14 protein-coding genes are annotated in these 21,664 nt (G+C 67.3%); 5 read left to right on the top strand and 9 right to left on the bottom strand.

Annotated features, from left to right (window positions below; all coding sequences use genetic code 11):
* Positions 1-11: 11 nt before the first annotated feature.
* Together IPJ61_RS14810 and IPJ61_RS14805 are read right to left on the bottom strand one after the other, a co-directional pair.
* Entirely contained in the window at positions 12-983 is a 972-nt protein-coding gene (locus tag IPJ61_RS14810; RefSeq protein ID WP_297109157.1) for an ABC transporter permease, read from the bottom strand.
* 105 nt (positions 984-1,088) lie between these two features.
* On the bottom strand, positions 1,089-2,783 hold the full coding sequence (locus IPJ61_RS14805) for a type 2 periplasmic-binding domain-containing protein (RefSeq protein WP_297109154.1): 1,695 nt from the start codon (positions 2,781-2,783) through the stop codon (positions 1,089-1,091).
* 75 nt (positions 2,784-2,858) lie between these two features.
* Here IPJ61_RS14805 and IPJ61_RS14800 point away from each other — a divergent pair, with 75 nt between their 5' ends.
* Positions 2,859-4,079, top strand: a complete 1,221-nt coding sequence (locus IPJ61_RS14800; protein ID WP_297109151.1) for an ROK family protein — start codon at positions 2,859-2,861, stop codon at positions 4,077-4,079.
* A gap of 27 nt (positions 4,080-4,106) precedes the next feature.
* Here IPJ61_RS14800 and yddG read toward each other — a convergent pair whose 3' ends face one another.
* Together yddG and IPJ61_RS14790 are read right to left on the bottom strand one after the other, a co-directional pair.
* Entirely contained in the window at positions 4,107-5,003 is an 897-nt protein-coding gene (yddG, locus tag IPJ61_RS14795; protein WP_297109149.1) for an aromatic amino acid DMT transporter YddG, read from the bottom strand.
* Between the two features lie 60 nt (positions 5,004-5,063).
* The gene (locus IPJ61_RS14790; RefSeq protein ID WP_297109146.1) at positions 5,064-5,699 is read right to left on the bottom strand and encodes a LuxR C-terminal-related transcriptional regulator; all 636 of its coding nucleotides are present in this window, start codon (positions 5,697-5,699) and stop codon (positions 5,064-5,066) included.
* Between the two features lie 129 nt (positions 5,700-5,828).
* Between IPJ61_RS14790 and cycA the strand changes: the two genes are divergently transcribed.
* The gene (cycA, locus tag IPJ61_RS14785) at positions 5,829-7,253 is read left to right on the top strand and encodes a D-serine/D-alanine/glycine transporter (RefSeq protein WP_297109143.1); all 1,425 of its coding nucleotides are present in this window, start codon (positions 5,829-5,831) and stop codon (positions 7,251-7,253) included.
* Between the two features lie 126 nt (positions 7,254-7,379).
* Here the strand turns inward: cycA and IPJ61_RS14780 are convergent, their stop codons facing one another.
* Positions 7,380-9,989, bottom strand: coding sequence for an alpha-L-fucosidase (locus IPJ61_RS14780; RefSeq protein ID WP_297109140.1), 2,610 nt, complete (start codon positions 9,987-9,989; stop codon positions 7,380-7,382).
* A 283-nt stretch (positions 9,990-10,272) separates the two neighbouring features.
* On the opposite strand from IPJ61_RS14780, the gene IPJ61_RS14775 reads away from it, so the two are divergent.
* Genes IPJ61_RS14775 through IPJ61_RS14765 form a run of 3 tightly spaced genes read left to right on the top strand, consistent with a single transcriptional unit; the run spans position 10,273 to position 13,963 of the window.
* On the top strand, positions 10,273-11,193 hold the full coding sequence (locus tag IPJ61_RS14775) for a carbohydrate ABC transporter permease (RefSeq protein WP_297109137.1): 921 nt from the start codon (positions 10,273-10,275) through the stop codon (positions 11,191-11,193).
* A gap of 5 nt (positions 11,194-11,198) precedes the next feature.
* Positions 11,199-12,158, top strand: coding sequence for an ABC transporter permease (locus IPJ61_RS14770; protein WP_297109135.1), 960 nt, complete (start codon positions 11,199-11,201; stop codon positions 12,156-12,158).
* Between the two features lie 41 nt (positions 12,159-12,199).
* Positions 12,200-13,963 (top strand): extracellular solute-binding protein, encoded by a 1,764-nt coding sequence (locus IPJ61_RS14765; RefSeq protein WP_297109131.1) that lies wholly within the window; start codon positions 12,200-12,202, stop codon positions 13,961-13,963.
* Positions 13,964-14,064: 101 nt separating this feature from the next.
* Here IPJ61_RS14765 and IPJ61_RS14760 read toward each other — a convergent pair whose 3' ends face one another.
* From IPJ61_RS14760 to IPJ61_RS14745, 4 genes are all read right to left on the bottom strand, one after another.
* Positions 14,065-16,533, bottom strand: coding sequence for a glycoside hydrolase family 2 protein (locus IPJ61_RS14760; RefSeq protein ID WP_297109128.1), 2,469 nt, complete (start codon positions 16,531-16,533; stop codon positions 14,065-14,067).
* A gap of 205 nt (positions 16,534-16,738) precedes the next feature.
* Positions 16,739-18,262: a glycerol kinase GlpK gene (gene glpK, locus IPJ61_RS14755; protein ID WP_297109127.1), complete on the bottom strand. Its 1,524-nt coding sequence runs from the start codon at positions 18,260-18,262 to the stop codon at positions 16,739-16,741.
* 33 nt (positions 18,263-18,295) lie between these two features.
* Complete coding sequence (locus IPJ61_RS14750; RefSeq protein ID WP_297109124.1) at positions 18,296-19,060, bottom strand: MIP/aquaporin family protein; 765 nt, start codon at positions 19,058-19,060, stop codon at positions 18,296-18,298.
* A 187-nt stretch (positions 19,061-19,247) separates the two neighbouring features.
* The gene (locus IPJ61_RS14745; RefSeq protein ID WP_297109121.1) at positions 19,248-21,647 is read right to left on the bottom strand and encodes a YhgE/Pip domain-containing protein; all 2,400 of its coding nucleotides are present in this window, start codon (positions 21,645-21,647) and stop codon (positions 19,248-19,250) included.
* Between the last annotated feature and the right edge of the window lie 17 nt (positions 21,648-21,664).

Raw genomic sequence — 21,664 nt, 5'->3', positions numbered from 1 at the left:
TCAGCCCCCTCTCAGAAGATGCTCGTGTTGCTGGCCCGCCTGGCCACGGCGTTGGCGGCGATCAGGAAGGCGAAGTTGACAACGGAGTTGAACAATCCGATGGCCGTCGAGTACGAGAACTGGTTCCCGAGGATGCCGACGCGGTAGGTGTACGTCGAGATGACCTCCGAGGCAGTGATATTCAGCGTGTTCTGCATCAGGTAGACCTTCTCGAACCCGACTCCGAGGACAGCGCCCATATTCATGATGAGCAGGATCCCCGCCGTCGGCAGGATGGCGGGAATGTCGATGTGGCGGATCAGCCGCAGCCGACCCGCGCCGTCCATCCGCGCCGCCTCGTACAGCGAGGTGTCAACCGAGGACAACGCGGCGAGGTAGATGATGCAGTTCCACCCGGTGTGCTGCCAGATTTCCGAGATCCAGTAGATGTGAACGAAGGCGCTCGGCTCGCCCATCAGGCTCGTGTCGCCGAAGAAGCGGCCGAGGATGCCGCTGCCTGGGGCGAGGAAGATTTGGATGATCGCGACCATGACCACGGTCGAGATGAAGTGCGGCATGTAGGTGATGGTCTGGGTGAAGCTCTTGATCTTCTTGTTCCCGATCTGATTCAGCACCAACGCGAGGATGATCGGGGCGATGAACCCCATCACCAGCGTCCACAGGCTGACCGTGATCGTGTTGATCATGATCTGGCCGAACTGCGGGTTGTTGAAGAACTGCTCGAAGTACTTGAACCCGACGAACGTGCCACCAGTCAGACCCTTCGTGGGGTCGAACTCGCGGAAGGCAAGCTGGATGCCGTACATCGGGACGTACGAGAAGATGATGATGAAGACGATGGCGGGTGAGGCCATGAGCCAGAGCTGCCAGTACCTGCCCATGTGCTCGGCGAGGCGCCTGCCCGCCGACTTCTTGGGGTGCTTGCGTAGGCCCTTCACCGCCGCCGCAACGACCGCCTCTTCAGTTTGCGCCACGACGCTCATGCCGCACCCCTTCCCATATTGCGTGAATGTGACATTGCGATCTCCTTCGATCGCCCGGAGGGGGCCGCGCTCACACGGGAACGCGGCCCCTTCAGCGGCTACTGATCAGCGCGACACCGTCGCCGTGCCGTCGGCGTTCTCGGTGAACTGCAGGTTGGGATCGTTCAACTCGGTGTTGAGATCGACGTTGTTGGTCTTCATCAACTCGCGGTAGCGGTCGTAGGCACCTTGAGTGATCCGAACCTGATCGGCCAGCTTGTTCCTCTCCAAGTCCGCGACGTAACCGTCCCAGTCCTGGTCGATAGTGCCCTTCGTGACCCACTCGGCGAACTTCGCCATCGCGGTCTGCGAGATGCCGGTGTTGTTGAGCGAGTACTCTCGGCTTTCGTCCGCGGTCATCGTCACACCGCCGTAGATAACATCGCCGTTCAGGTCGATGTTGGCGAAGTCGTGCTCGTAGACGGCGTCCACACCGCGCACCTCGAACTGCTCCTTGGGAAGGGTCAGCTTCACTCCAGGTTGCACGAACCAGCCGGGGGCGCCGTCGGATAGCGAGTTCTGGAACTGCCAGTCGGAGGCGTTGATGTTCGGATCGTCTGACGCGATAACGGTGTAGTCCTTCTCGCCGTTCTTCTTCACACCGATGTCGAATGAGCCGAAACGTGCCTGGATGCTGATGTCAGGCGTGTAGAAGGCGTCGACGATCTTGAGTGCCGCCTCCTTGTTCTTGGCGGCAGAGGCCACGGAGATCCTGTTGGTAATGAAGTTCAGCCCGTCGCCGTTGAAGAACCAGGTCCGCTTCGCGTCGGGAGCGTTGTCTGCAATGAGCGACGGGAGCGTGATGTACTGGCCACCCAGTTGCGAGCCGAACGCATCGGACGGGGTCCACCAGAGCGTCGCGCCGACGAGTGCAGTCTCACCCTCGCCCTTGAGGCGGGAGATGTACTGCGAGAAGTCGTGCGTGAAGACGTCCTTCGCGACCACGTCGGCGTCCCAGAGCTCGTTCATGTATGAGATGAAGTCCTTGTAAGCCGGATCGGTCAGGTAGTTCTTAACGACCCCGTCCTTGACGTACATGCCGTTGCCCGCACCGCCGGAAACAGTGATGCCGTGGCTGCCCAGCAGCACGTTCGGGTTGAACCAGCCCCAGCCGTCGGCTGACGGCGCAAGGAAGTCGAACGGTACCTCGTCGGCCTTGCCGTTCCCGTTCGGGTCACCCGTCTTGAATGCCTCGAGGACCGCCTTGAACTCGCTCCAGCTCGTGGGCTCCGTGAGGCCCAGCTTGTCGAGCCACTGCTTGTTGATGAAGAGGTGAGCGCTTGAGTTCGCCACAATGCCGGTGTTGACACCCGGCGCGCCGAGGACCTTGCCCTCCCAGGTCGACACCACACGCGAGTAGGGGCTGCCCTCGAAGGTGGCCTTCAGGTTCGGCATAGCCTCCAGTTCCGTGGCCAGGTCGACGAAGTAGGTGTTGTAGTCGCCCCAGTCGCCGCCGCCGTAGCCGCCGATGGTGACGTCGGCGATCTCGCCGGCCGCGAGCGAGGCCTGCTTCTGCTGCTGCCACGACGAGGCCGCCGTCTCCTGCCACGTGATCGTGCAGCCGCACGCCTCCTCGAGGCCCTTGGTCCACGGCATCTCGGCCATCGGCTTCGCCCGGGCGTCCTTGATGACCTGGACCGTGACGGTTGGCTTCTCGCCGTCGGGGCTCTTCTCGCCGTCGCTTCCGCAGGCCGTCAGCACCAGCGATCCCGTCACGGCGACGGCCGCACCAGCACGCCACCAGGAACGTCGTGTCTTCATGCATCCTCCTTGATGAAACTTATCTACACTCTAAATCTATAGAGAGTAAATGAAAGGTACGGCAGACTATGGGCCATGTCAAGCATCCTCAGAAGCCAGTTGCCGTCGCTGCGCCGCGACCAGGTGGCGGCGACCTCGCCGCAAGCGATGCGCGAACAGAACCTCCACGCTCTCCTCGACGTCTTCTGGGACAACGCCGGCCAGACCCTGACCGCCAACCAACTCATGGAGGCCTCGGGACTCACCAGGGCCAGCGTCCTCGACATCTGCCGCGGACTTGAGGAGCGCGGCTGGGTCATCGAAGGTCCCGGTACTCGATCGGCAACCCCGGGACGCCGGGCTCGGCAGTTCGCCTTCAACCACACCCGATCCCTCGTCGTCGGAGCCGACATTGCGTACACCTCCGTCTCCGCGGTCGTCGCAGACCTGGCGGGCCAGGTGCTCGGACAGGCACGCCGAGACTTCGCGGCGGAGTTTCCGCGCGAGTCCCGCAGCGAGCACCTCGGAGTCACCATCGCCGCCGCCCTCGCCGACGGCGGCATCTCCCCGGATCGGATAGAGACCGCCTGTGTAGGGATCGGCGCCCCGCTGGACGACGCCGGTGTTCCCCCGCGGAGGAACCCGCTGTGGGACGCCGTGAAGCTCGACGCCAAGAGCTTCCTCCCGGAACAGGCCAGCTGGCGCATCCTCGTAGAGAACGACGCGAACCTCGCCGCCTGGGCCGAGCGCAGCAGCGGTGATGTCGACCCGGACTCCACGTTCGTCACCCTGCTCGCGGATGAGCTGCTCGGAGGGGGAATCGTGTTCGAAGGCCAGCTCCAGCGCGGCGCCCACGGCACCGCGGGCGAGATGGACTACCTCCGGAACGTCCGCGGCGTGGAGCACGTCGGCGGAATCGGGTCGGTGTGGGGGTACTACCGAGACGAACTCCGTCGACAAGGCGAAACGATTCAGCAGGGCGTCACCGCTCTGGACATCCTCCTCGCCGCCCAACGCGGGGACCAGCGGGCGGCCGCCGCGGTTCGGCAGACTGCGGAGCGGCTAGCCCGCGCGATCGCCACTATCTCCAACATCATCGACCCCGGCGTCGTGGTCCTCGCCGGTCAGTTGGCCAAGTTCGCGGGACCGGTCGTCGAAGAGATCAACTGGCGGCTGCCGGAGATCGCCTACTCGCCACCCGCCGTCGTCGCCTCGACACTCGGCGACGACGTCGTCCTCCGCGGCGCTCTGGAAATGGCGATCGACGATGTACGCACGAACATCGTCTTCCTCCCGAACGGCGCCGGCTCGGACTGACGAGTTGGACGACTGGCGAGCCGGCCATCAGCGATGGGCTGTGGCGCGCCAGCCGAGGAGAGAACCTACGGTCACCAGCACGACCCCTTGCCAGAACGACGCCGACAGCGCAGCCCCGAGAAGCAACGACGCCGTTGCCGCGGACAGCACAGGGGTCGCGTACGAGGCGGAGGCCAGCAGCGGGAGGTTTCCGCGCAGCACTCCGGTGTTCCAGAAGGCGTAGCCGGCGGCGATCACGACCGAAGCGACGCCCAACGCCACGATCCCACCCGCCGTTGGGACCCTGGCGAGAGAACCACCTCCGACGAGATGCAGGGCCCACCCCGCCACTGCGGAGGCCGTCATGAACAGGGTGATCCCGTCCGCGCCACGGGCGAGGCGCGGGGTGAGCGTCGAGTAGAACGCCCAGGACAACGCGCCCGCGAGCGCAAGGGCGTACGGCACGGGGTTGCCTGCCAGGTTGGTCGCCATCCGGCCTGGATCCAGCCCGGCGTCGCCACCGATCACCCACACCACGCCGGCGACCGCCAGAAGCACGCCGGGCGCGAAGACCCACCCGACCTTGGTCTTCGGAGGCAACGCGACGGCCAGGAGCACCGTGAACGTCGGCCACAGGTAGTTGACGATGCTCACCTCGATCGCCTGATGCGCGTCGCGCGCAAACCCCACGGACAGACCCATGCAGATCTGGTAGAGGACGAAAAGGCCACCGCAGACCACCAGGTAGCGAAGAGGAAGGTCCCGCAGCCTCCCCGGTCTGCGCGTCGCCCACAGCGCCACCGATGCGAAGGTGCAGATCAACGCGTTCCCGAGTGTCGCTCCGAAGCTCTCTGTCACCAGCCGGGTCAGGCCTACCACGGTTGCCCACAGCACGATCGCAAGAAGCCCGCTCAACGTCGCTCTGCGGTCGGATGCCACGGTCATGGCGCTCACCCTAGATGGACATGCCGTCAGCCTTCGTCCCTGCCGACGGAGGTCCCACCCTCAGTCGTCGGTGGCGAGGATGCCGTCTTCCACAGCGCGGCGGTACAGGTCGACCTTCGTCCGCGCCGGCCGGTCCATGGCCGCGTACTTGGCCCGGATCCGCCGCACGTGGTCCAGCACGGTCTCGCGGGAGATATATAGCTGCTCGCCGACCCGCTCGGCCGTCTCCCCCGACGCGTACAGCGCCAACACCTCCGCCTCGCGATCCGACAGCACGGTGCGCACGAAGGCGGTGTCCAGATCGAGAGCCGCGGCCCACTCCGCGGAGGCGACGACCTCGCCGCGCACGGCGGCGCGCACGGCGTCGACCATCACGGCGGCCGGCGCGGACTTGCGGATCATGCCGATGGCGCCGGCGCGGCTCGCCTCGCGCACGAGTTGCGGCCGATCTCCCGTGGTGTACACCAGGACGCGTGCGCCAGTGGGAACGAGAGCGCGCAGGTTCTCGGTCGGCGTCGACTGGTCGCCGAGGCTGAGGTCGAGCAGCACGACGTCGAAGGCGGTGCGCCGGGAGAGCAGCTCGGCAACGGTGGCACCCGTGGCGGCGACGAGAAGGCCCGGCTGGGCACCGAGCAACGTCGCGACCCCGAGAACGACAGCGGGGTGATCGTCGACGATCCCCACAACCGCCCTCATCGGCACGCCCTTCATCGGTCCAGTTCTTGGGGCTGAGCCTACCGCCCATCGCAAGAGGGAACCCGCCTCTCCCGCGGCCATGGGCCGCGGATACAGTTTCGCGCAGGCGTTCCGCCGAGGAGGACCCACATGCATCAACGTTCCGCCGCCCCGCGGGAGGATCACGCGCGACTCAAGCGAGGGCTGGGCAATCGGCATCTGCAGCTCATCGCGATCGGCGGCGCCATCGGGACGGGCCTGTTCATGGGTTCCGGCAAGACCATCTCGCTGGCCGGGCCTTCGGTGCTGCTCGTCTACGCGACGGTGGGCCTCATGCTCTTCTTCGTCATGCGCGCGATGGGCGAGCTGCTGCTGTCGAACCTCGGCTACAAGTCGTTCCGCGACGCCGTCTCCGACCTGCTCGGCCCCGCCGCGGGCTTCGCGATCGGCTGGACCTACTGGTTCTGCTGGATCGTCACGGGCATCGCCGACGTCGTCGTCATCGCCGGCTACGTCCGGTTCTGGTGGGCGGACCTGCCGGCATGGATCCCCGCGCTGCTCACCGTCGGGCTCCTGCTGGGTCTGAACCTGCTCGCCGTGAAGGCGTTCGGCGAGACCGAGTTCTGGTTCGCGATCGTCAAGATCGTGGCGATCGTCGCGCTGATCGTCGTCGGCGTCGTCATGGTCGCCGTGCAGTTCCGCGAGCCGAGCGGTGCGCATGCCGCCATCGCCAACCTCTGGAACGACGGCGGCATCTTCCCGAACGGCTTCATGGGCTTCCTCGCGGGCTTCCAGATCGCGCTGTTCGCGTTCGTCGGCATCGAGCTCGCCGGCACCGCGGCCGCCGAGACCAAGGATCCGATGACGACGCTGCCGCGCGCGATCAACACGATCCCGGTGCGCATCGTCGTGTTCTACGTCGCCTCACTGGCGATCATCATGATGGTGACTCCTTGGCGTCTGGTCTCCCCCGACGAGAGCCCCTTCGTGTCGATGTTCGCACTCGCCGGGTTGCCCGCGGCGGCGAGCATCATCAACTTCGTGGTGCTGACGTCGGCCGCGTCGTCGGCCAACTCAGGGATCTACTCGACGTCGCGGATGATGTACGGCCTTGCACTGGAGGGCTCCGCCCCGAAGGCCTGGGCGCGGCTCTCGAGGAACTCGGTCCCCGCCCGAGGACTGTTGTTCTCGGTGCTCTGCCTGCTCCCTGGCATCGTCCTGCTCTACGCGGGGTCGTCGGTGATGGAGGCGTTCACGCTCGTGACAACGGTTTCGGCGGTGATGTTCATGGTCGTGTGGGCCATGATCCTGATCGCCTACCTCGTCTATCGCCGTCGCCGGCCCCAGCTGCACGCCACCTCCACGTTCAAGATGCCGGCGGGCGTCGCGATGAGCTGGGTCGTGCTCGGCTTCTTCGCGACCATGGTCGTCGTGCTGCTGCTCGAGGCCGACACGCGTGCCGCGCTGCTGGTCACGCCCGTCTGGTTCGTGGCCCTCGGTGCCGTCTGGCACCTCCGCGTCGGCGTGCGCCGCGCCGACTCCGACCCGGAGGAGTCGATCGACGCCGCTCGTTGAGCAGGATCCGCCGATCACCCCTCTCGTTTGAGCAGGATCCGCTGGTCATTGACCGCGTCTCGGCATCGTCAGCAGGCAACGCGGAGACGCACAAATGACCAGCGGATCACGCTCAACGAACGGCGGCTACCCAGCGGCGGTCACGATCCAGCCCTGGGCGGCGTACCGGGCGAACCGCTCGGAGAGCGGCGCGCCGCCGATGGTCGGCTCGGGGCCATCGCCCCAGGGCACGACCCGGATCGGCGCGTCGTCGGTGCCGTAGCCCCAGAAGACCGCGTCAGCGTCCGGATGGTCCTGCCCCGCGCGGAAGTGGAGCGTCGCGCCCGGCGCGAGCTCCAGCTGGCGGAACTGCTCCAGGGACGTGAACGGCCGCTGCTCGGACCCGTCGCCCGCCGCCGGCGCGGAGCTGTCGATGTACACGTCCACGGCGCGGCCCGGGTCGGTCTCGAGTTCCTCCCACAGGTTCAGCGCCGCGATGACATACGGGCCGCGGGCGTCGGTCACGGTCACGCGCCAGACCCGCGCGGCCACCGGGTTCGCGAGCTTCAGGAAGCGCTGCGAGCCGACGACACCCGCGCTCGCGACCTCCACCCACTCCTCCGCGACCAGTGCCTCGACCCTGAACGAGGCTACGGTCATACCGGCGCCCAGGATCTCCTCGCGCAGGCCGATCCGAGCGATGGTCCGTTCCTCGCCCAGGTCGACCACGACTGGCGTCCGGTCCTCCGCGGCGAAAAGATGCCCGTCGCGCAGGTTGCCGTTGGTGATCGACGTCACGACCTCGCCGCCGACGGTGACCGGGGCCCCCAGCGCGTGGTCGAGCGTGAAGGCCCGACGGCGCTCGGCCGCGAAGTCCCGCAGCGACGCCACCGACGCCGGCGCGAACCGGCCCGTGGTCGTCGGCGGCACGTTGAGCAGCAGCACGGAGTTCCGCGCCACGGTCTGCTCGAAGAACTCCAGCAGGCGCGGGCCGCTCTTCGGCACGTCGCCCGGGTGCGCGAACCAGCCCTCGGTGATCCGCATGTCGGTCTCGGTCACCCACCAGTGCAGCTTGTTCGCCTCGCCACTGCCCACCACCGCGGCAAGCTGTGCGTCCGAGCCCAGATTCTCGTTGAACGGCCCCCGGGGCTGAATCTCGCGGATCACGCCGGGACCGTCGTCGGCGATCGGAATGACCGACGGCTCGTTCCACCGGGACACGCCCGCCTCGTTGCCGACCCACCGCACGTCACGGCCACCGGCGGCGACATTCGCGTTGGGCTGCAGGTGATCGATCAGGTCGTAGTACGCGTCGTAGTCGAAGGTCTCCGCCGACTCCGTGTTGCCTGCGGCACCGTCGAACCAGACCTCCGCGATGTCGCCGTACTGCGTCAGCACCTCATACAGGGTGTTCAGGAAGTACTGGCCGTAGTCGGTGGCCTCGTAGGTGAAGGTGGGCAGGTCCTTGCCTTCACGATCGTCGCCGGGGAGCAGCGTCGGGATGGTGCGCGGAGACCGGGCGGACCCGTTGCCGTAGACCCCGCGGATCTCCGCGGCGGAGTCCGCGGGCGACACGTAGAAGCCGACCCGCAGGCCGTAGCGCCGGGCGGCCGCGGCGAACTCGGCTGCGATGTCGCCCTTGCCCGCACGCCAGGGCGAGGCGGCGACGGTGTGATCGGTGTACCTCGAGGGCCACAGGGCGAAACCGTCGTGGTGCTTGAGGGTGAGGATGGCGAGGCGGAACCCGGCGTCGCGGAGCTCACGGACCCAGGAGTCGGGGTCGATGTCCTCGGTCGGGTCGAACCGCGCGGGATCCTCGGTGCCGTGGCCCCACTCCTGCCCGTAGAACGTGTTCGGCCCGAAGTGGACGAACGCGGTCATCAGCTCCTGCTGAAAATCCGCCTGGCGAAGCGTCGGCCGGACCATCGCCGCCTTCGCGATGATCTCGGAGTCCGAGTCCTCAGGGGAGACGTCCTGGTAGTTGCCGGGCGTGAGCCCTTCGAGCGCGGCGTAGGTCTCTTCGCGCGTGCCCGCGAAGGACGCGGCCGCCTGGGCTGCGGCGGCGGCACGCTGAATGAGGAAATCGGCGCCGCCCCACGCGCCGTCGGAACCCGCGACGCGGACGGCGGCGATCTCGCCGACGAAGCCGTCCTCGGGATCGCCGTAGTGGACATCGTTGGCGAACGCGACCGTCACACCTGCGTCCGCACCGATGCGCTGCTCGGCGGTCGCCTTCACGTAGGGGAGCAGCTCACCGTCCAGCTCGGACTCAAGAACGACAAGGCCGTCGTGCGTGAGGATCTGGTGCAGGGAGAAGATGTGCTCCTCGCCGGGCGCAGGGAGGGGCACGGAGGCGCAGTCGCTCCAGGCGCCGTCGGCGAGGCTCCTGAACCCGACGACCAGCTCGCCGTCGCAGAACCCGGCCGCTACGTGGCGGGTGGCGAGGAGGTAGGACGTGCCGGCCGCGGTCGCGCCGTCGGCGGTGAAGACGACCTCGGCGACGAAGCTCGCCGCCACGAGACCGTCGGCATCGGCGATGGTGAGGCCCGCGGCGTCGAACCGCAGCCCCTGGGTACCGCCGGCGAAGGCCACGCCCCTGCCAGGGCGTTGATCCTCGGCACCGTCGAGGCGGCGCAGCGAACCGTGCATGACCTCGCCCTCGGTCGTGGTGTAGGCGGTCGTGCCGACGAGCGATCCGCCGAACCTCACGTCGAGGGCGACCAGCCCACCGACCGCCGGGGAATCCAGTTCTTGCATGCGCCAAGGTCCTCTCTCAATCGCCGGGCGGCGTTCGGCCGGCACTCTACCGGACCGGCTGCGGGCCCATCATCACAGGGCTCAGCGCCGCTGAGCGTTCCCCGCAACCTCAACCAGACCGCGCATTTCTCGTGCGCATACGTAACGATTAAGCTGCGATGCTTGCCAAGACCTGGGAGCCTGTGTCAGGCTCAACGCGGGACAGCGGGGGACGACCTGCTCCGCGACGCATCCCGTCATTGTGAGTACGGCAGTGCTGCCGTCGGGAGAGGAGAGTGTCGTAGTGGCCTCAAGCAAAGAAGCACGCATACGCGAGTTGAAGGAGCCGGCGGGCGACCGGAGCCTCAACGCCTTGCTCGTCGTCATCCTCGGGCTGTTCTCGCTAACCATCATCTATCCGCTGATCTACGTGGCGAGCGCCTCCGTGTCCTCCGTGGCGGCGGTCAACTCCGGAGAGGTGTGGCTCTGGCCCGTCGGCTTCTCCACGAACGCCTACGACGCCGTCTTCAACTCACCGTTGCTGTTCCGAAGCATCCTGAACTCGCTGTTCTATTCCCTGATGGTGATCCTCATCGGCACGTTCGCCACGATGGCGGGCGGCTATGCGCTGTCGCGCAAGGACATGCCCGGACGCAACCTGTTCACCTTCCTGTTCATGGTGACGATGCTGTTCAGCGGCGGCATGATTCCGACCTACCTGGTCGTGCGCGACCTCGGCCTGCTCAACACCGTCTGGGCCATGATCCTGCCCGGCGTGGTGAGCGTGTGGCAGCTGATCATCACGCGCACGTTCTTCGCTCAGACCATCCCCCACGAGCTTCTCGAGAGTGCTCGGATGGATGGCGCCCGCGACTTCACGTTCTTCTTCAGGATCGCCCTGCCGCTGTCCGTCCCCATCATCGCCGTCAACATGCTGCTCTACGGCGTTGGCACCTGGAACTCGTGGTTCAACGGCCTGATCTACCTGACCGACGAGAACCTCTATCCCCTGCAGCTCGCGATGCGCAACATCCTGGTGACCAACACGTTCGACCCTGCCCGCATGGCCGGCGTCGACCCCACCCGCATCGCCGAGATGCAGGAGCTGGCAGGCAAGCTCAAGTACGCGCTCATCGTGATCGCCTCCATCCCGCCGTTGATCGCCTACCCATTTGTTCAGAAGCACTTCGTCAAGGGAATGATGATCGGCTCGGTGAAGGGATGATGTCCATGAAGAAGAAGACCCTCGCGGCCCTCGGCGGCGCAACCCCGAACCCCGAGGTACCGATGTATCGTCGGATCCTCAGGTCCTGGCAGCTGTACGCACTGCTAATCCCCAGCCTCGTCTGGCTCATCCTGTTCGCCTACCTGCCCATGTACGGCCTGCAGATTGCCTTCAAGGAGTTCTCTCCCGTCCAGGGCATCACGGGCAGCCCGTGGATCGGGTTCGCCCAGTTCGAACGCTTCTTCTCGGCGAACAACTTCTGGCCGCTGATGTGGAACACCATCGCGCTGGCCCTCTACGAGATGATCGCCGGGTTCCCCGTCCCGATCATCCTGGCGCTGGCTCTGAACGCGCTGCGCCAGAAGTACCTCAGCCGGTCGGTGCAGCTGATCACCTACGCTCCCAACTTCCTCTCCGTGGTGGTCGTCGTCGGCATCGTGTTCATGATGCTCGACCCGCAGATGGGCATCGTCATCAACGTCCTCAAGGCCATGGGCATCGACCCGCCGAACTTCCTCACCGATCCGGGCTGGTTCCGGCACATCTATGTCTGGTCCGGCATCTGGCAGACGGCGGGTTTCTCCGCGATCTTGTACCTGGCGGCGCTGAGCTCCGTCCCGCCGGAGTTCCACGAGGCCGCGAAGGTCGACGGCGCGTCGCTGTTCAAGCGCATCGTCCACATCGACCTTCCTTCGATCATGCCGATCGCCGTCATCCTTCTGATCCTGAGCGTCGGCAGCATCCTGAGCACGGGCTTCGAGAAGGTCCTCCTCCTCCAGAATCCGCTGAACCTGACCGTCTCCCAGGTCATCGACACCTACGTCTACGAGGTAGGCCTGAAATCGCCCATCCCGCAGTTCAGTTACGCGACGGCCATCGGCCTCTTCAAGAGCGTCGTCGGCCTGGTCCTCCTGCTCATCGTCAACTGGTTCGCGAACCGCACCACCAAGAGCGGCCTCTTCTGAGACTCAGGCACCTCCGCCACAACCACTGAAAGGAACCCATCGTGTTCAACAATCCCCTGGCGCAGACCAGAGTCGGCCGCCGCTCCTTCCTCCTCGGCGGCGTAGCCGTCGCAGGCGTCGCCGGGCTCAGCGCCTGTGGCGGCAACACCCCTACCCCCGGCCCGGGCGGCGGCACCTCGGGTGCCCCTGCCCCCGGCGAGTACGTGCCCGGCTCCGCCCAGTTGAAGATCCAACTCGGCCCCGAGGTCGAGGGCGTCCTCTACCCCGATGGCTACGTCGGACCCCTCGCCCGTCAGTTCGAGAAGTTCGGCGACGGCTCCACCGAGTACCGCATCGTCACCCGCAGCTTCCCGAACCAGAACGTCGACGGCGACAACACCTTCTCGAAGCACCTCGAAGAGGTCACCGGCGTCAAGGTGAAGTACGAGATCGTGCCGGCCGGCGACGACGGCGCACCGAAGATCAACGCGATGATGTCGTCCGGCGACCTGCCCGACGCCTTCATGCTCGGCCCCCTCTGGATGGGCGGCTTCTCCCGCTCGCAGATCTGGGCGTACGGCTCGCAGGGCATGTTCATGCCTCTGGATGAGCTCGTCGACACCTACGCACCGGAACTGATGAACCTGTTCTCGCAGTACCCGGACCTGCGCAAGGTCATGACGGCCCCTGACGGCAAGATGTACATGTTCCCGGCGGTCAACCAGTGCTACCACTGCAAGTCGGCGGAGCAGCGCACCTGGATCCACGGACCGACGCTCGAGAAGACCGGCATCAAGCTCGAGAGCGTCAAGACGCTCGACGACCTAGAGGCCATGATGAGGGAGCTGAAGGCGGCCGGCGTCACGCCGATGAGCGGCTACATCGACTACCCGCCGCTGGGTCTCCTCTCGGCCGCACACCTCAACATCGGCACCGACTTCCTGCGTCGCAAGGACGGAGCCATCTCGTACACCGCCATCGAGGACGGATACCGGGAGACGCTGAAGGTGGCCAATCGGTTCGTGAAGGAGGGGCTGATCGACAAGAACGGCTTCTCTCAGAACGCCGATCAGCTCAAGCGCGTGGGCATGGCCCCGGGCGCCCCGACGGCCGCGATCCTTCCCGGCGGCTCGCAGGGCACCTTCACCGACATCATCTACGAGCCCGGCGCCCGCTGGACGGAGTTCGAGCCGCTCCCGCCAGTGACCGGCCCGGACGGCAACGCGTACGTCAGCTGGGATCACACCCCGGGCAACGCCGTCGGTCTGATCCTGACCAGCTCCACCCGGAACCCCGAGGAGCTCATCCGCTGGGCGGACTACCAAACCGGCCTCATAGGCACGCTCAACATGCGCCTCGGTGCCAAGCAGGACGAGCTCTGGACCTGGGCCACGGAGGGCGAGCTCGGCATCGACGGCCGCCAGGCGGTCTACAAGAGGCTCAAGTCCGGCGCGGACAACGACGGATGGTGGGAGATGGGTCCGTACAACCAGGTCATGGACGTGCGCCACGGCGAGTTCACCGACGAGAGCTCCTCGATCGAGCCCTCGCTGTACCGCGCAGGTCGCATCTACGAGCCGTTCGCCTCGCCGGTCGAGGAGTACTTCATGGATCCCTTCTTCACGGCCGAACAAGCCGCGCAAATCGGCGAGTTGCGTGTGAACATCGGCAACGCGCGGAAGCAGGGTCAGACCAACTTCGCGCTCGGCAACGCCGACCCGAACGCCGACGGCGACTGGGATGCCTACGTCAACTCCTTGAAGGGTGCCGGCCTCGACCAGTACCTGGAGATCCTGAAGGCGGCCGACGAGGCAAGCAACGGCTGATCGGCGCCCAACGGCACCAAGCAAGGGGCCGCGGACATCAGTCCGCGGCCCCTTATCGTTCCTTGAGCCGGGCAACGGCGACGAAGGAGCCGCCGCCCGGCTCAAGGAACGGTGGGAACCAGGTCGTTCGCGCTCCGGACGACGTCCGACGAAGCGAACAGTGCGGGGTCGAGGCCCTCGGGCGCAGTGACGCGGAACTCGGCCGTCTCACCGGGGAGCAGGGTCACGAGGCCGCGATCGACCTTCGCGTCGGGGTGCACCTTGTCGACCAGCAGCGTGACGTCCTTCGCGAGCGTCGCCGCCGACACGGTCACCAGGTAGCCGCCGTCGACCACCTCCGCCGTGGCGACCGCCGCGGCCGGGTCGAGGACCAGCCAGAGGTCCTCCGAGAAGTACCACAAGGCCCGCTCCCCCGTCGACAGGTCGACGACGATGAGCTGGAAACCCGCGTCGAAATCACCCAGCGCGCAGACGTCGAGCGCGGGGACGTCGAGCGCGAAGGTCGACGACGACCGGGCCGCGACGCTGAGGTTCAGGGAAGTTCCCGCCACCTCGCGCCCGTCGAAGGTCAGGACGCGGGCGTGCGCGCCGGCGGTCCATTCGTCGTCGGTGTCGTTGTGCAGGACAAGCGCGGGGACGCCATCGCGCGGCTGAATGGTGGCCAGCCGCTCCGCGTAGGCATCACGCAGTGCGTACCACAGCGGTTTGCGGTGGCCGTGGCTATCGACGGCGGCCCACGAGATGACGGGCCAGCAGTCGTTGAGCTGCCACACGACCGCGCCCTGGTTCAGCGGGTGCAACGAGCGGAAGTGCTCAAGGCCGAACCGGACGGCGCGCGCCTGGTTCAGCTGGGTCGCCCAGTGCCAGTCCTCGATCGACCCCGGCTTCGCGATGTGTTCTCCAAAGCCACGCTCCAGCTTGAGGTTGCCCTCCGGGGCCTTCTGGTGGACGAGCATCGTGGGGCCGTACGGATCGGCCGGCTCGTCGTGTACCACTGAGAACAGCGTCGACCACGCGGGCGCGCCCTGGAACCCGAACTCGGAGACGAATCGCGGCGTGTGGTTGCGGTAGGCGCTGTAGTCCAGGCTGCCCCACACGTCCCAGATGTGCATGGTGCCGTGCGCGGCCGCGTTCGGGTCGAAGTAAGGGCTGAAGCTGTACGGGCTGCCCGGGGAGTAGGGCGTCGTCGGAGCGAGCTCGGCGACGACGCGCGGGAACAGCTCCTGGTAGTACCCGTCGCCCCACGTGAGGCCGTTCAGCTGCGGCCGCCAGCCCCAACTGGCGAAGCCCATGAAGTTCTCGTTGTTGCCGTTCCAGATGATGAGGCTGGGATGCGTCGACAGGCGGGTGACGTTCTCGCGCGCCTCGGCTTCGAACTCGTCCCATAGCTCAGCGTCCTCCGCGTAGGCGGCGCAGGCGAGCAGGAAGTCCTGCCACACCAGGATGCCCAGCTCGTCGGCCAGGTCGTAGAAGTCGTCGGACTCGTAGAGGCCACCGCCCCACACGCGGAGCAGGTTCATGTTGGCCTCGACGGCGTCGGCGAACCGCTCCGCGAGGCGGGAGCGCGTGATACGCGGGAAGAATGTGTCCTCGGGGATCCAGTTGGCGCCACGGATGTAGATCGGCTCGCCGTTGACGAGGATGACGAACGCGGTGCCGTTGCGGTCCGCGTCGGTGTTGATGGCGACGGTGCGGAACCCGATCTTCCTGCTCCATGCGTCGACGCTCCCCGCGGTGACGGACAGCTCATAGCGGGGCTGTTCGCCGTGGCCGCGGGGGTACCAGAGATCCGCGTCGACCGCGCGGAGCGGCAGCACCGCCGACGCACCGCTCGCCGGGGACAGCGTCGCACGCGCGGAGGCGCCCGCCACGGCCGCGTCGACATCGACGATCAGCGACGGGTCATCGCCCCACTCGAGCTCGACGTGCACATCTACCCTGCGCGCGTCGCCGTCGATGCCGACGACGGGCCGCACCGACGCGATCCGCACGCCGGACCAGCTCTCGATGCCGATGCGCCTCCAGATGCCGGAGGTGACCACCGCCGGCCCCCAGTCCCAGCCGAAGTTGCAGGCGGTCTTGCGGATCGTGTTGTAGGGGTACTCGTACGAGCACGGACGCGCGCCGAGCGCCTCCTCGCGCTCGCGGGCGTAGTGGACGGGCGAGGCGAACTCGACGCGGAGCGTGTTCTCGCCCTCGCACAGGAGGTGGTCGACGCGCCAGCGGTAGCTGCGATGCTGGTTCCGCGTCCGCGCGACCTCGACGCCGTTGAGCAGCACGGTGGCGATGGTGTCGAGCCCGTCGGCCACCAGGTCGTGGCGTTCCTCACCGTCAGGGACGTGCGTGAAGGTGGTCTCGTAGCCCCAGTCGCAGTACCCGATCCAGGCCAGCGCGGACTCGTTGTCGTCGACGTACGGGTCCGGGATCAGCCCCGCGTCGAGCAGGTCGGTGTGGACGACGCCGGGCACGGTCGCGGGGATGTCCCGCCCCCCGACGGCGGCGTACGCGGCGGGGATGTCCCCGCCGATATGGAGCAGCTTCCAGCCGGAGGAGAGTTCACGAAAAGCCATGCGCCAACGCTAACTGCTGGTCGAGGTGTTGAACGCTGGTTGAGCCGACGCGCGAGCGCTAGCGAGCCGTCGTGGTCGTTACCAATGGACGTAACTTTTGAGCGAAACCAACAAACCGGCGCCAGTCCATGGACTGGCGCCGGTTCTCTGGTTTCGACACACCGACTCGGCTAGCGCCTCATGCGGTGGCTCAACCAGCTGTTGTTCAGCCCTGCTCGACGTCCTCGTCAACCCAGTCGAAGGTCCGCGTGACGGCCTTCTTCCAGTTGCGGTAGAGACGCTCGCGCTCGCCCTCTTCGCCCTCGGGCTTCCAGCGCTTCGCCTCGGCCCAGTTGTCGATGACGTCCTGCTCGCCCGCCCAGTAGCCGGTGGCGATGCCCGCGGCGTAGGCGGCGCCGAGCGCCGTCGTCTCCGCGACGACCGGACGCACGACATCGACGCCGAGCTGATCGGCCTGGAACTGCATCAGCAACTCGTTGGCGGTCATGCCGCCGTCGACCTTGAGCTCTGCCAGCTTCACGCCGGAGTCGGCTTCCATCGCGTCCAGGACCTCACGGGTCTGGTAGGCCGTCGACTCGAGCACAGCCCGCGCGATGTGCGCGCGGTTGACGTAGCGCGTCAGGCCGACGATCGCACCGCGGGCGTCGGAGCGCCAGTACGGGGCGAACAGGCCCGAGAACGCCGGCACGAAGTAGGCGCCGCCGTTGTCCTCGACGGAGGCCGCGAGGGTCTCGATCTCGGGGGCCGAGTCGAACATGCGCAGGTTGTCGCGCAGCCACTGCACCAGCGAGCCGGTGACGGCGATCGAACCCTCGAGCGCGTAGATCGGCGCGTTGTCGCCGATCTTGTAGCAGACCGTCGTGAGCAGGCCGTTCTTGGAGGGAACGATCTCGGTGCCGGTGTTCATGATCATGAAGTTGCCGGTGCCGTAGGTGTTCTTCGCCATGCCGGCCTCGAAGCAGGCCTGACCGAAGGTGGCTGCCTGCTGGTCGCCGAGGATGCCCGCGATCGGGACACCGGTGAGCAGACCCTGCTCGCGACCCTCGCCGTAGACCTCCGCGGAGCTCTTGATCTCCGGCAGCATCGACAGCGGAATGCTCATGTCCGCGGCGATCTCCGGATCCCAGTCGAGGGTCTTGAGGTCCATCAGCATGGTGCGCGAGGCGTTGGTGACGTCGGTGACGTGCACGCCGCCGTCGACACCACCTGTCATGTTCCACAGCACCCAGGTGTCCATGGTGCCCATGACGAGATCGCCTGCCTCGGCGCGCTCGCGGGCTCCCTCGACGTTGTCGAGGATCCACTTGACCTTCGGGCCACAGAAGTACGTGGCCAGCGGGAGGCCGACGCGGTCCTTGTAGCGGTCCTGGCCGATGTCGCCGCCGAGTTCGTCGACGATCTTGCCGGTGCGGGTGTCCTGCCACACGATGGCGTTGTAGACGGGCTCGCCCGTCGTCTTGTCCCAGACGACGGTGGTCTCGCGCTGGTTCGTGATGCCGACGGCGTGGATGTCGGTGTTCTTCAGCGACGCCTTGCTGAGCGCCTCTGCGACGACCAGGCGGACGTTCTCCCACACCTCGAGCGGGTTGTGCTCAACCCAGCCGGCGCGCGGGAAGATCTGCTCGTGCTCCTTCTGCCCCACGGACACGATGGTGCCCGCGTGGTCGAAGACGATCGCACGAGAGCTCGTCGTGCCCTGATCGATTGCCAGTACGTACTTGTCAGCCATGAATGCTCACTTCCTTGTGATGGGGTTGGTTGGTTAGGCGGGCAGGAGCACGCCGGAGACGAGGCCTGCGACGACGCCGCCGATGATGGGGCCGACGACCGGGATCCAGGAGTAGCCCCAGTCCGAGCCGCCCTTGCCCTTGATGGGAAGGATGGCGTGCGCGATGCGCGGGCCGAGGTCGCGGGCGGGGTTGATGGCGTAGCCGGTCGGGCCACCGAGGGAGGCGCCGATGCCGACGACGAGGAGAGCGACGCCGAGGGCGCCGAGCCAGCCGAGGTTCGCGGCCGGCGTCGGATTGCTGCCGGTGAAGTTGCCGGAGGCGAGGACGACGAAGACGAGCACGAAGGTCGCGATGGCCTCAGTGACCAGGTTCCAGCCGGAGTTGCGGATGGCGGGGCCAGTCGAGAACACGCCGAGCTTGGTGGCGGCGTCGGTCTCCTTGTCGAAGTGCTGCTTGTAGGCAAGCCAGCAGAGGACGGCGCCGATGAACGCGCCGACCATCTCGGCACCGAGGTAGGTGAGGATCGAGCCGGCGCCGACCGGGATGCCGTCCACGAAGTTTTCGGCGCCCGAGGCGACGACGCCGAGCGTGACGGCCGGGTTCAGATGGCCGCCCGACTTATAGGAGACGAGGACGCCCGCGAAGACCGCGAGACCCCAGCCCCAGTTGACGAAGAGGAAGCCGGTGCCGTTGCCCTTCGTCTTGGCCAGCGCGGTGTTGGCGACGACGCCGCAACCCAGAAGGGTCAGCATGGCCGTGCCGACGACCTCAGAGAGGAAGATGACTCCCAATGACATGAGTGTTGCTCCGTTCCTGACGGCTATGTCAGCTGATAGCGCCCACCGTGGGCACGTCTGTCCGCGGGGAAGTGCCGCCTTTCGACTAGCCAACCGTGGCTTGCACGTCTTTGCAAGACCAATGCACGATCGTGCAGCGCGGGGGCGTCGCGCTGCACTTATCCGATACCGCGCGTACACAAACCAATCAGGCGGCGCTCACGAACTGACGGGCTGTCAGCTTTCTGCGCGTGGCAATGGAGGCAAGTGAGACAATCCCGGCGATCGCTGCCATCAGCAGCGCCACCGTTGCCAGGCCGATCTCGCCGGTCCCCCCGGACAGCCAGGTCCGCACAAGCAGGAACGCGTTGTGCAGCGGCGACACGGCGCCCAGCGGGGACAGCCAGCCGACCGACGATGACAGCCCTAGCGCCACCGTCGCCGCGGCCAACAGCCCGGCGATCGCGCGGCCGACGTTGCCGAACCACGCGGCCAGTGCATGGTTGGCCAGACCGAAGGACACGCCGACGGCGGCGAGCAGCAGGGCGAGGCCGAGGGTGCGCGCGGCGCCTGCCTCGAGGATCACGCCGCCGATCAGGCCGAGCACGACGCCCTGCGCCGCGAGGATGGCGAGGGGGAGCCACACGGTGCGCGCCCACAGTGCGACGCTGCTCGCCCGCGACGCCACGACGTCCCGCGGCACCGGGCGCGACACGACGAAGCCCGCCAACGCGCCCAGCCACAGCCCGACGGTGAGCAGGAGCGAGACGAGCGGCACCGCGTCGGAGGTGATCACGCCGTCGGCGCGCTCGATGGGCGAGGCGACGACGGTGGAAAGCCGCTCGCGGTCGGCCTGCGAGTAGCTGGGGACCTGGTCGGCGCCCTTGGCGAGCTCGGTGGCGAAGGTGCCGACACCCTCGTCGAGCTCCGCGGCGCCGTCGGCCAGCTGCGAGATGCCATCGGCGGCGAGCTTGGCACCGTCGGCTGCCTGAGACGCGCCGTCGGTGTACTTCTCGACGCCGTCGACGAACGTGCCCGCACCCTTCCCGAGTTCGCCGACCCCGTCGGCGAGTTGGCGCGCGCCGTCGGCCAGCTGGTTCACGCCGGCGGGCAGCGCGCCCACTTGGCGGTCGAGTTGCGTGATGCCGTCGAGGAGCTGGGTTGCGCCGTCACCGAGTGCCGGGGCGTTGTCGACGAGCGGCTTCGCCTTCTTCTCCAGCGTCGCCGCGCCGTCGCGCAGCTGCGTCAGCCCGTCGATGAGTTGGCCGAGCTGGGCCTCCGTCTGCTTCGGGAGCTCGGTGGCGAGCTGGCCGACGCCGTCGGCCAGCTGGTCAGCTCCCCCAGCGAGCTGTGCGGCGCCTTGGAGGAGGGTCGTGCCAGAGGCCGGGTCGGCGGTGTTGAGCGCCGTCGACCCCGCACCGACTCCCGCGGCGAAGCCGGAGGAGAACGTGTCCTGCATGACACCCTTCAGCACCTGGATGGTGCCTTGGCACTCGGGCGTCGTCGGATCGTCCGCGCAGCCGAAGTACTGCATGGCGACGCTCGTGGCGGCCTGGGTTGCCGCCTCGTCGGGCATGCTCACCGGGTCCTTGGCGAGGCCCTTCAGTGTGGAGTCGACTTGCTCGAGACCTCCGCTGAGGCCCGCGGCACCGCCCGCGACCTGCTTCGCCCCGGCGGCGAGCTGGTCGAGCCCGCTGGTGTCGGTCTCGGCAGACTCGAGGCCGTCGAGCATCTGGTCGAGCCCCTTGCGGAGGCCGCTCACTCCCCCGATGGCCTGCGCGGCACCGTCGGCGTAGGCGGGGACCTGGCTCAGCAGTTGGTCGGCGCCGTCCGCGAGCCGGCCGACCCCGTCGACGAGCTTCGGGGTCTGGGCGGCGAACTCGTCTACGCCGTCGGCGAGCTTGCCCGCGCCGGTGCCCAACTGCCCGATGCCGTCGACCAGCTTGTTGCCGCCGTCGACGAGCTTCGGCCCGTTGTCGGCGAGCTGCCCGAGGCCCGCCGAAAGCTGGTTGATGCCCTGCGACGCCTCCTTTGCGCCGCTGGCGAGCTTCGTGGTGCCGTCGTGGAGTTGGCTTGCGCCGTCGACGATGGTGGTGAACTGCTCGCCGACGGTGTTGAAGCCGACGTAGATGCCGTCGAGGTAGCCCTCGGTAAGGGTCGCGTTGATGGTGCCGACGGCGAGCCGCGAGACCTGCTCGGCGACCTGCGCATCGGTGACCGGCGCGTTGGCGCCCACCTTGACGTCGATCGTGGCCTGCTCGGCGGTAGCGGCGTCGTTCGCGGAGAACGAGGTGGCCGCGGCCGAGAAGCCCTTGGGGATGGTCACCACGGCGGAGTAGGCGCCGGAGCGGAGGCCCGCCGCGGCGGACGGCGCGTCGGCGAGGGTCCAGTCGACCTTCTCGTCCTTCTCGATCATCGCCGCGGCCAGCTGGCGACCCATCGGGACGAGCTGCCCGCCGACCGTCACCGCCTCGTCGAGATTCACGACGGCGGCGCTGACGGCCTTGTTCTCGGGACGGCTCAGCCCGAGCAGCAGGCCGACGACGAGCAGCGGCCCGAGGGCCAACGCGACGATCGCCGGCCAGGAGACGGTGGTGCGGGGCTTCATGCGAGGCTCCTCGCGAT

Source organism: Tessaracoccus sp., assembly GCF_016714275.1.
Classification (GTDB): Bacteria; Actinomycetota; Actinomycetes; order Propionibacteriales; family Propionibacteriaceae; genus Arachnia.
The sequence above is the reverse complement of the archived record's forward strand: the minus strand, read 5'-3'. Positions and strand labels throughout refer to the sequence as shown.

Bases quoted from the DNA above. Each gene is read 5' to 3' on its own strand.
- IPJ61_RS14810 (WP_297109157.1), bottom strand. From the start codon at position 983: ATGAGCGTCGTGGCGCAAACTGAAGAGGCGGTCGTTGCGGCGGCGGTG.
- IPJ61_RS14805 (WP_297109154.1), bottom strand. From the start codon at position 2,783: ATGAAGACACGACGTTCCTGGTGGCGTGCTGGTGCGGCCGTCGCCGTG.
- IPJ61_RS14800 (WP_297109151.1), top strand. From the start codon at position 2,859: ATGTCAAGCATCCTCAGAAGCCAGTTGCCGTCGCTGCGCCGCGACCAG.
- yddG (WP_297109149.1), bottom strand. From the start codon at position 5,003: ATGACCGTGGCATCCGACCGCAGAGCGACGTTGAGCGGGCTTCTTGCG.
- IPJ61_RS14790 (WP_297109146.1), bottom strand. From the start codon at position 5,699: ATGAGGGCGGTTGTGGGGATCGTCGACGATCACCCCGCTGTCGTTCTC.
- cycA (WP_297109143.1), top strand. From the start codon at position 5,829: ATGCATCAACGTTCCGCCGCCCCGCGGGAGGATCACGCGCGACTCAAG.
- IPJ61_RS14780 (WP_297109140.1), bottom strand. From the start codon at position 9,989: ATGCAAGAACTGGATTCCCCGGCGGTCGGTGGGCTGGTCGCCCTCGAC.
- IPJ61_RS14770 (WP_297109135.1), top strand. From the start codon at position 11,199: ATGAAGAAGAAGACCCTCGCGGCCCTCGGCGGCGCAACCCCGAACCCC.
- IPJ61_RS14760 (WP_297109128.1), bottom strand. From the start codon at position 16,533: ATGGCTTTTCGTGAACTCTCCTCCGGCTGGAAGCTGCTCCATATCGGC.
- glpK (WP_297109127.1), bottom strand. From the start codon at position 18,262: ATGGCTGACAAGTACGTACTGGCAATCGATCAGGGCACGACGAGCTCT.
- IPJ61_RS14750 (WP_297109124.1), bottom strand. From the start codon at position 19,060: ATGTCATTGGGAGTCATCTTCCTCTCTGAGGTCGTCGGCACGGCCATG.
- IPJ61_RS14745 (WP_297109121.1), bottom strand. From the start codon at position 21,647: ATGAAGCCCCGCACCACCGTCTCCTGGCCGGCGATCGTCGCGTTGGCC.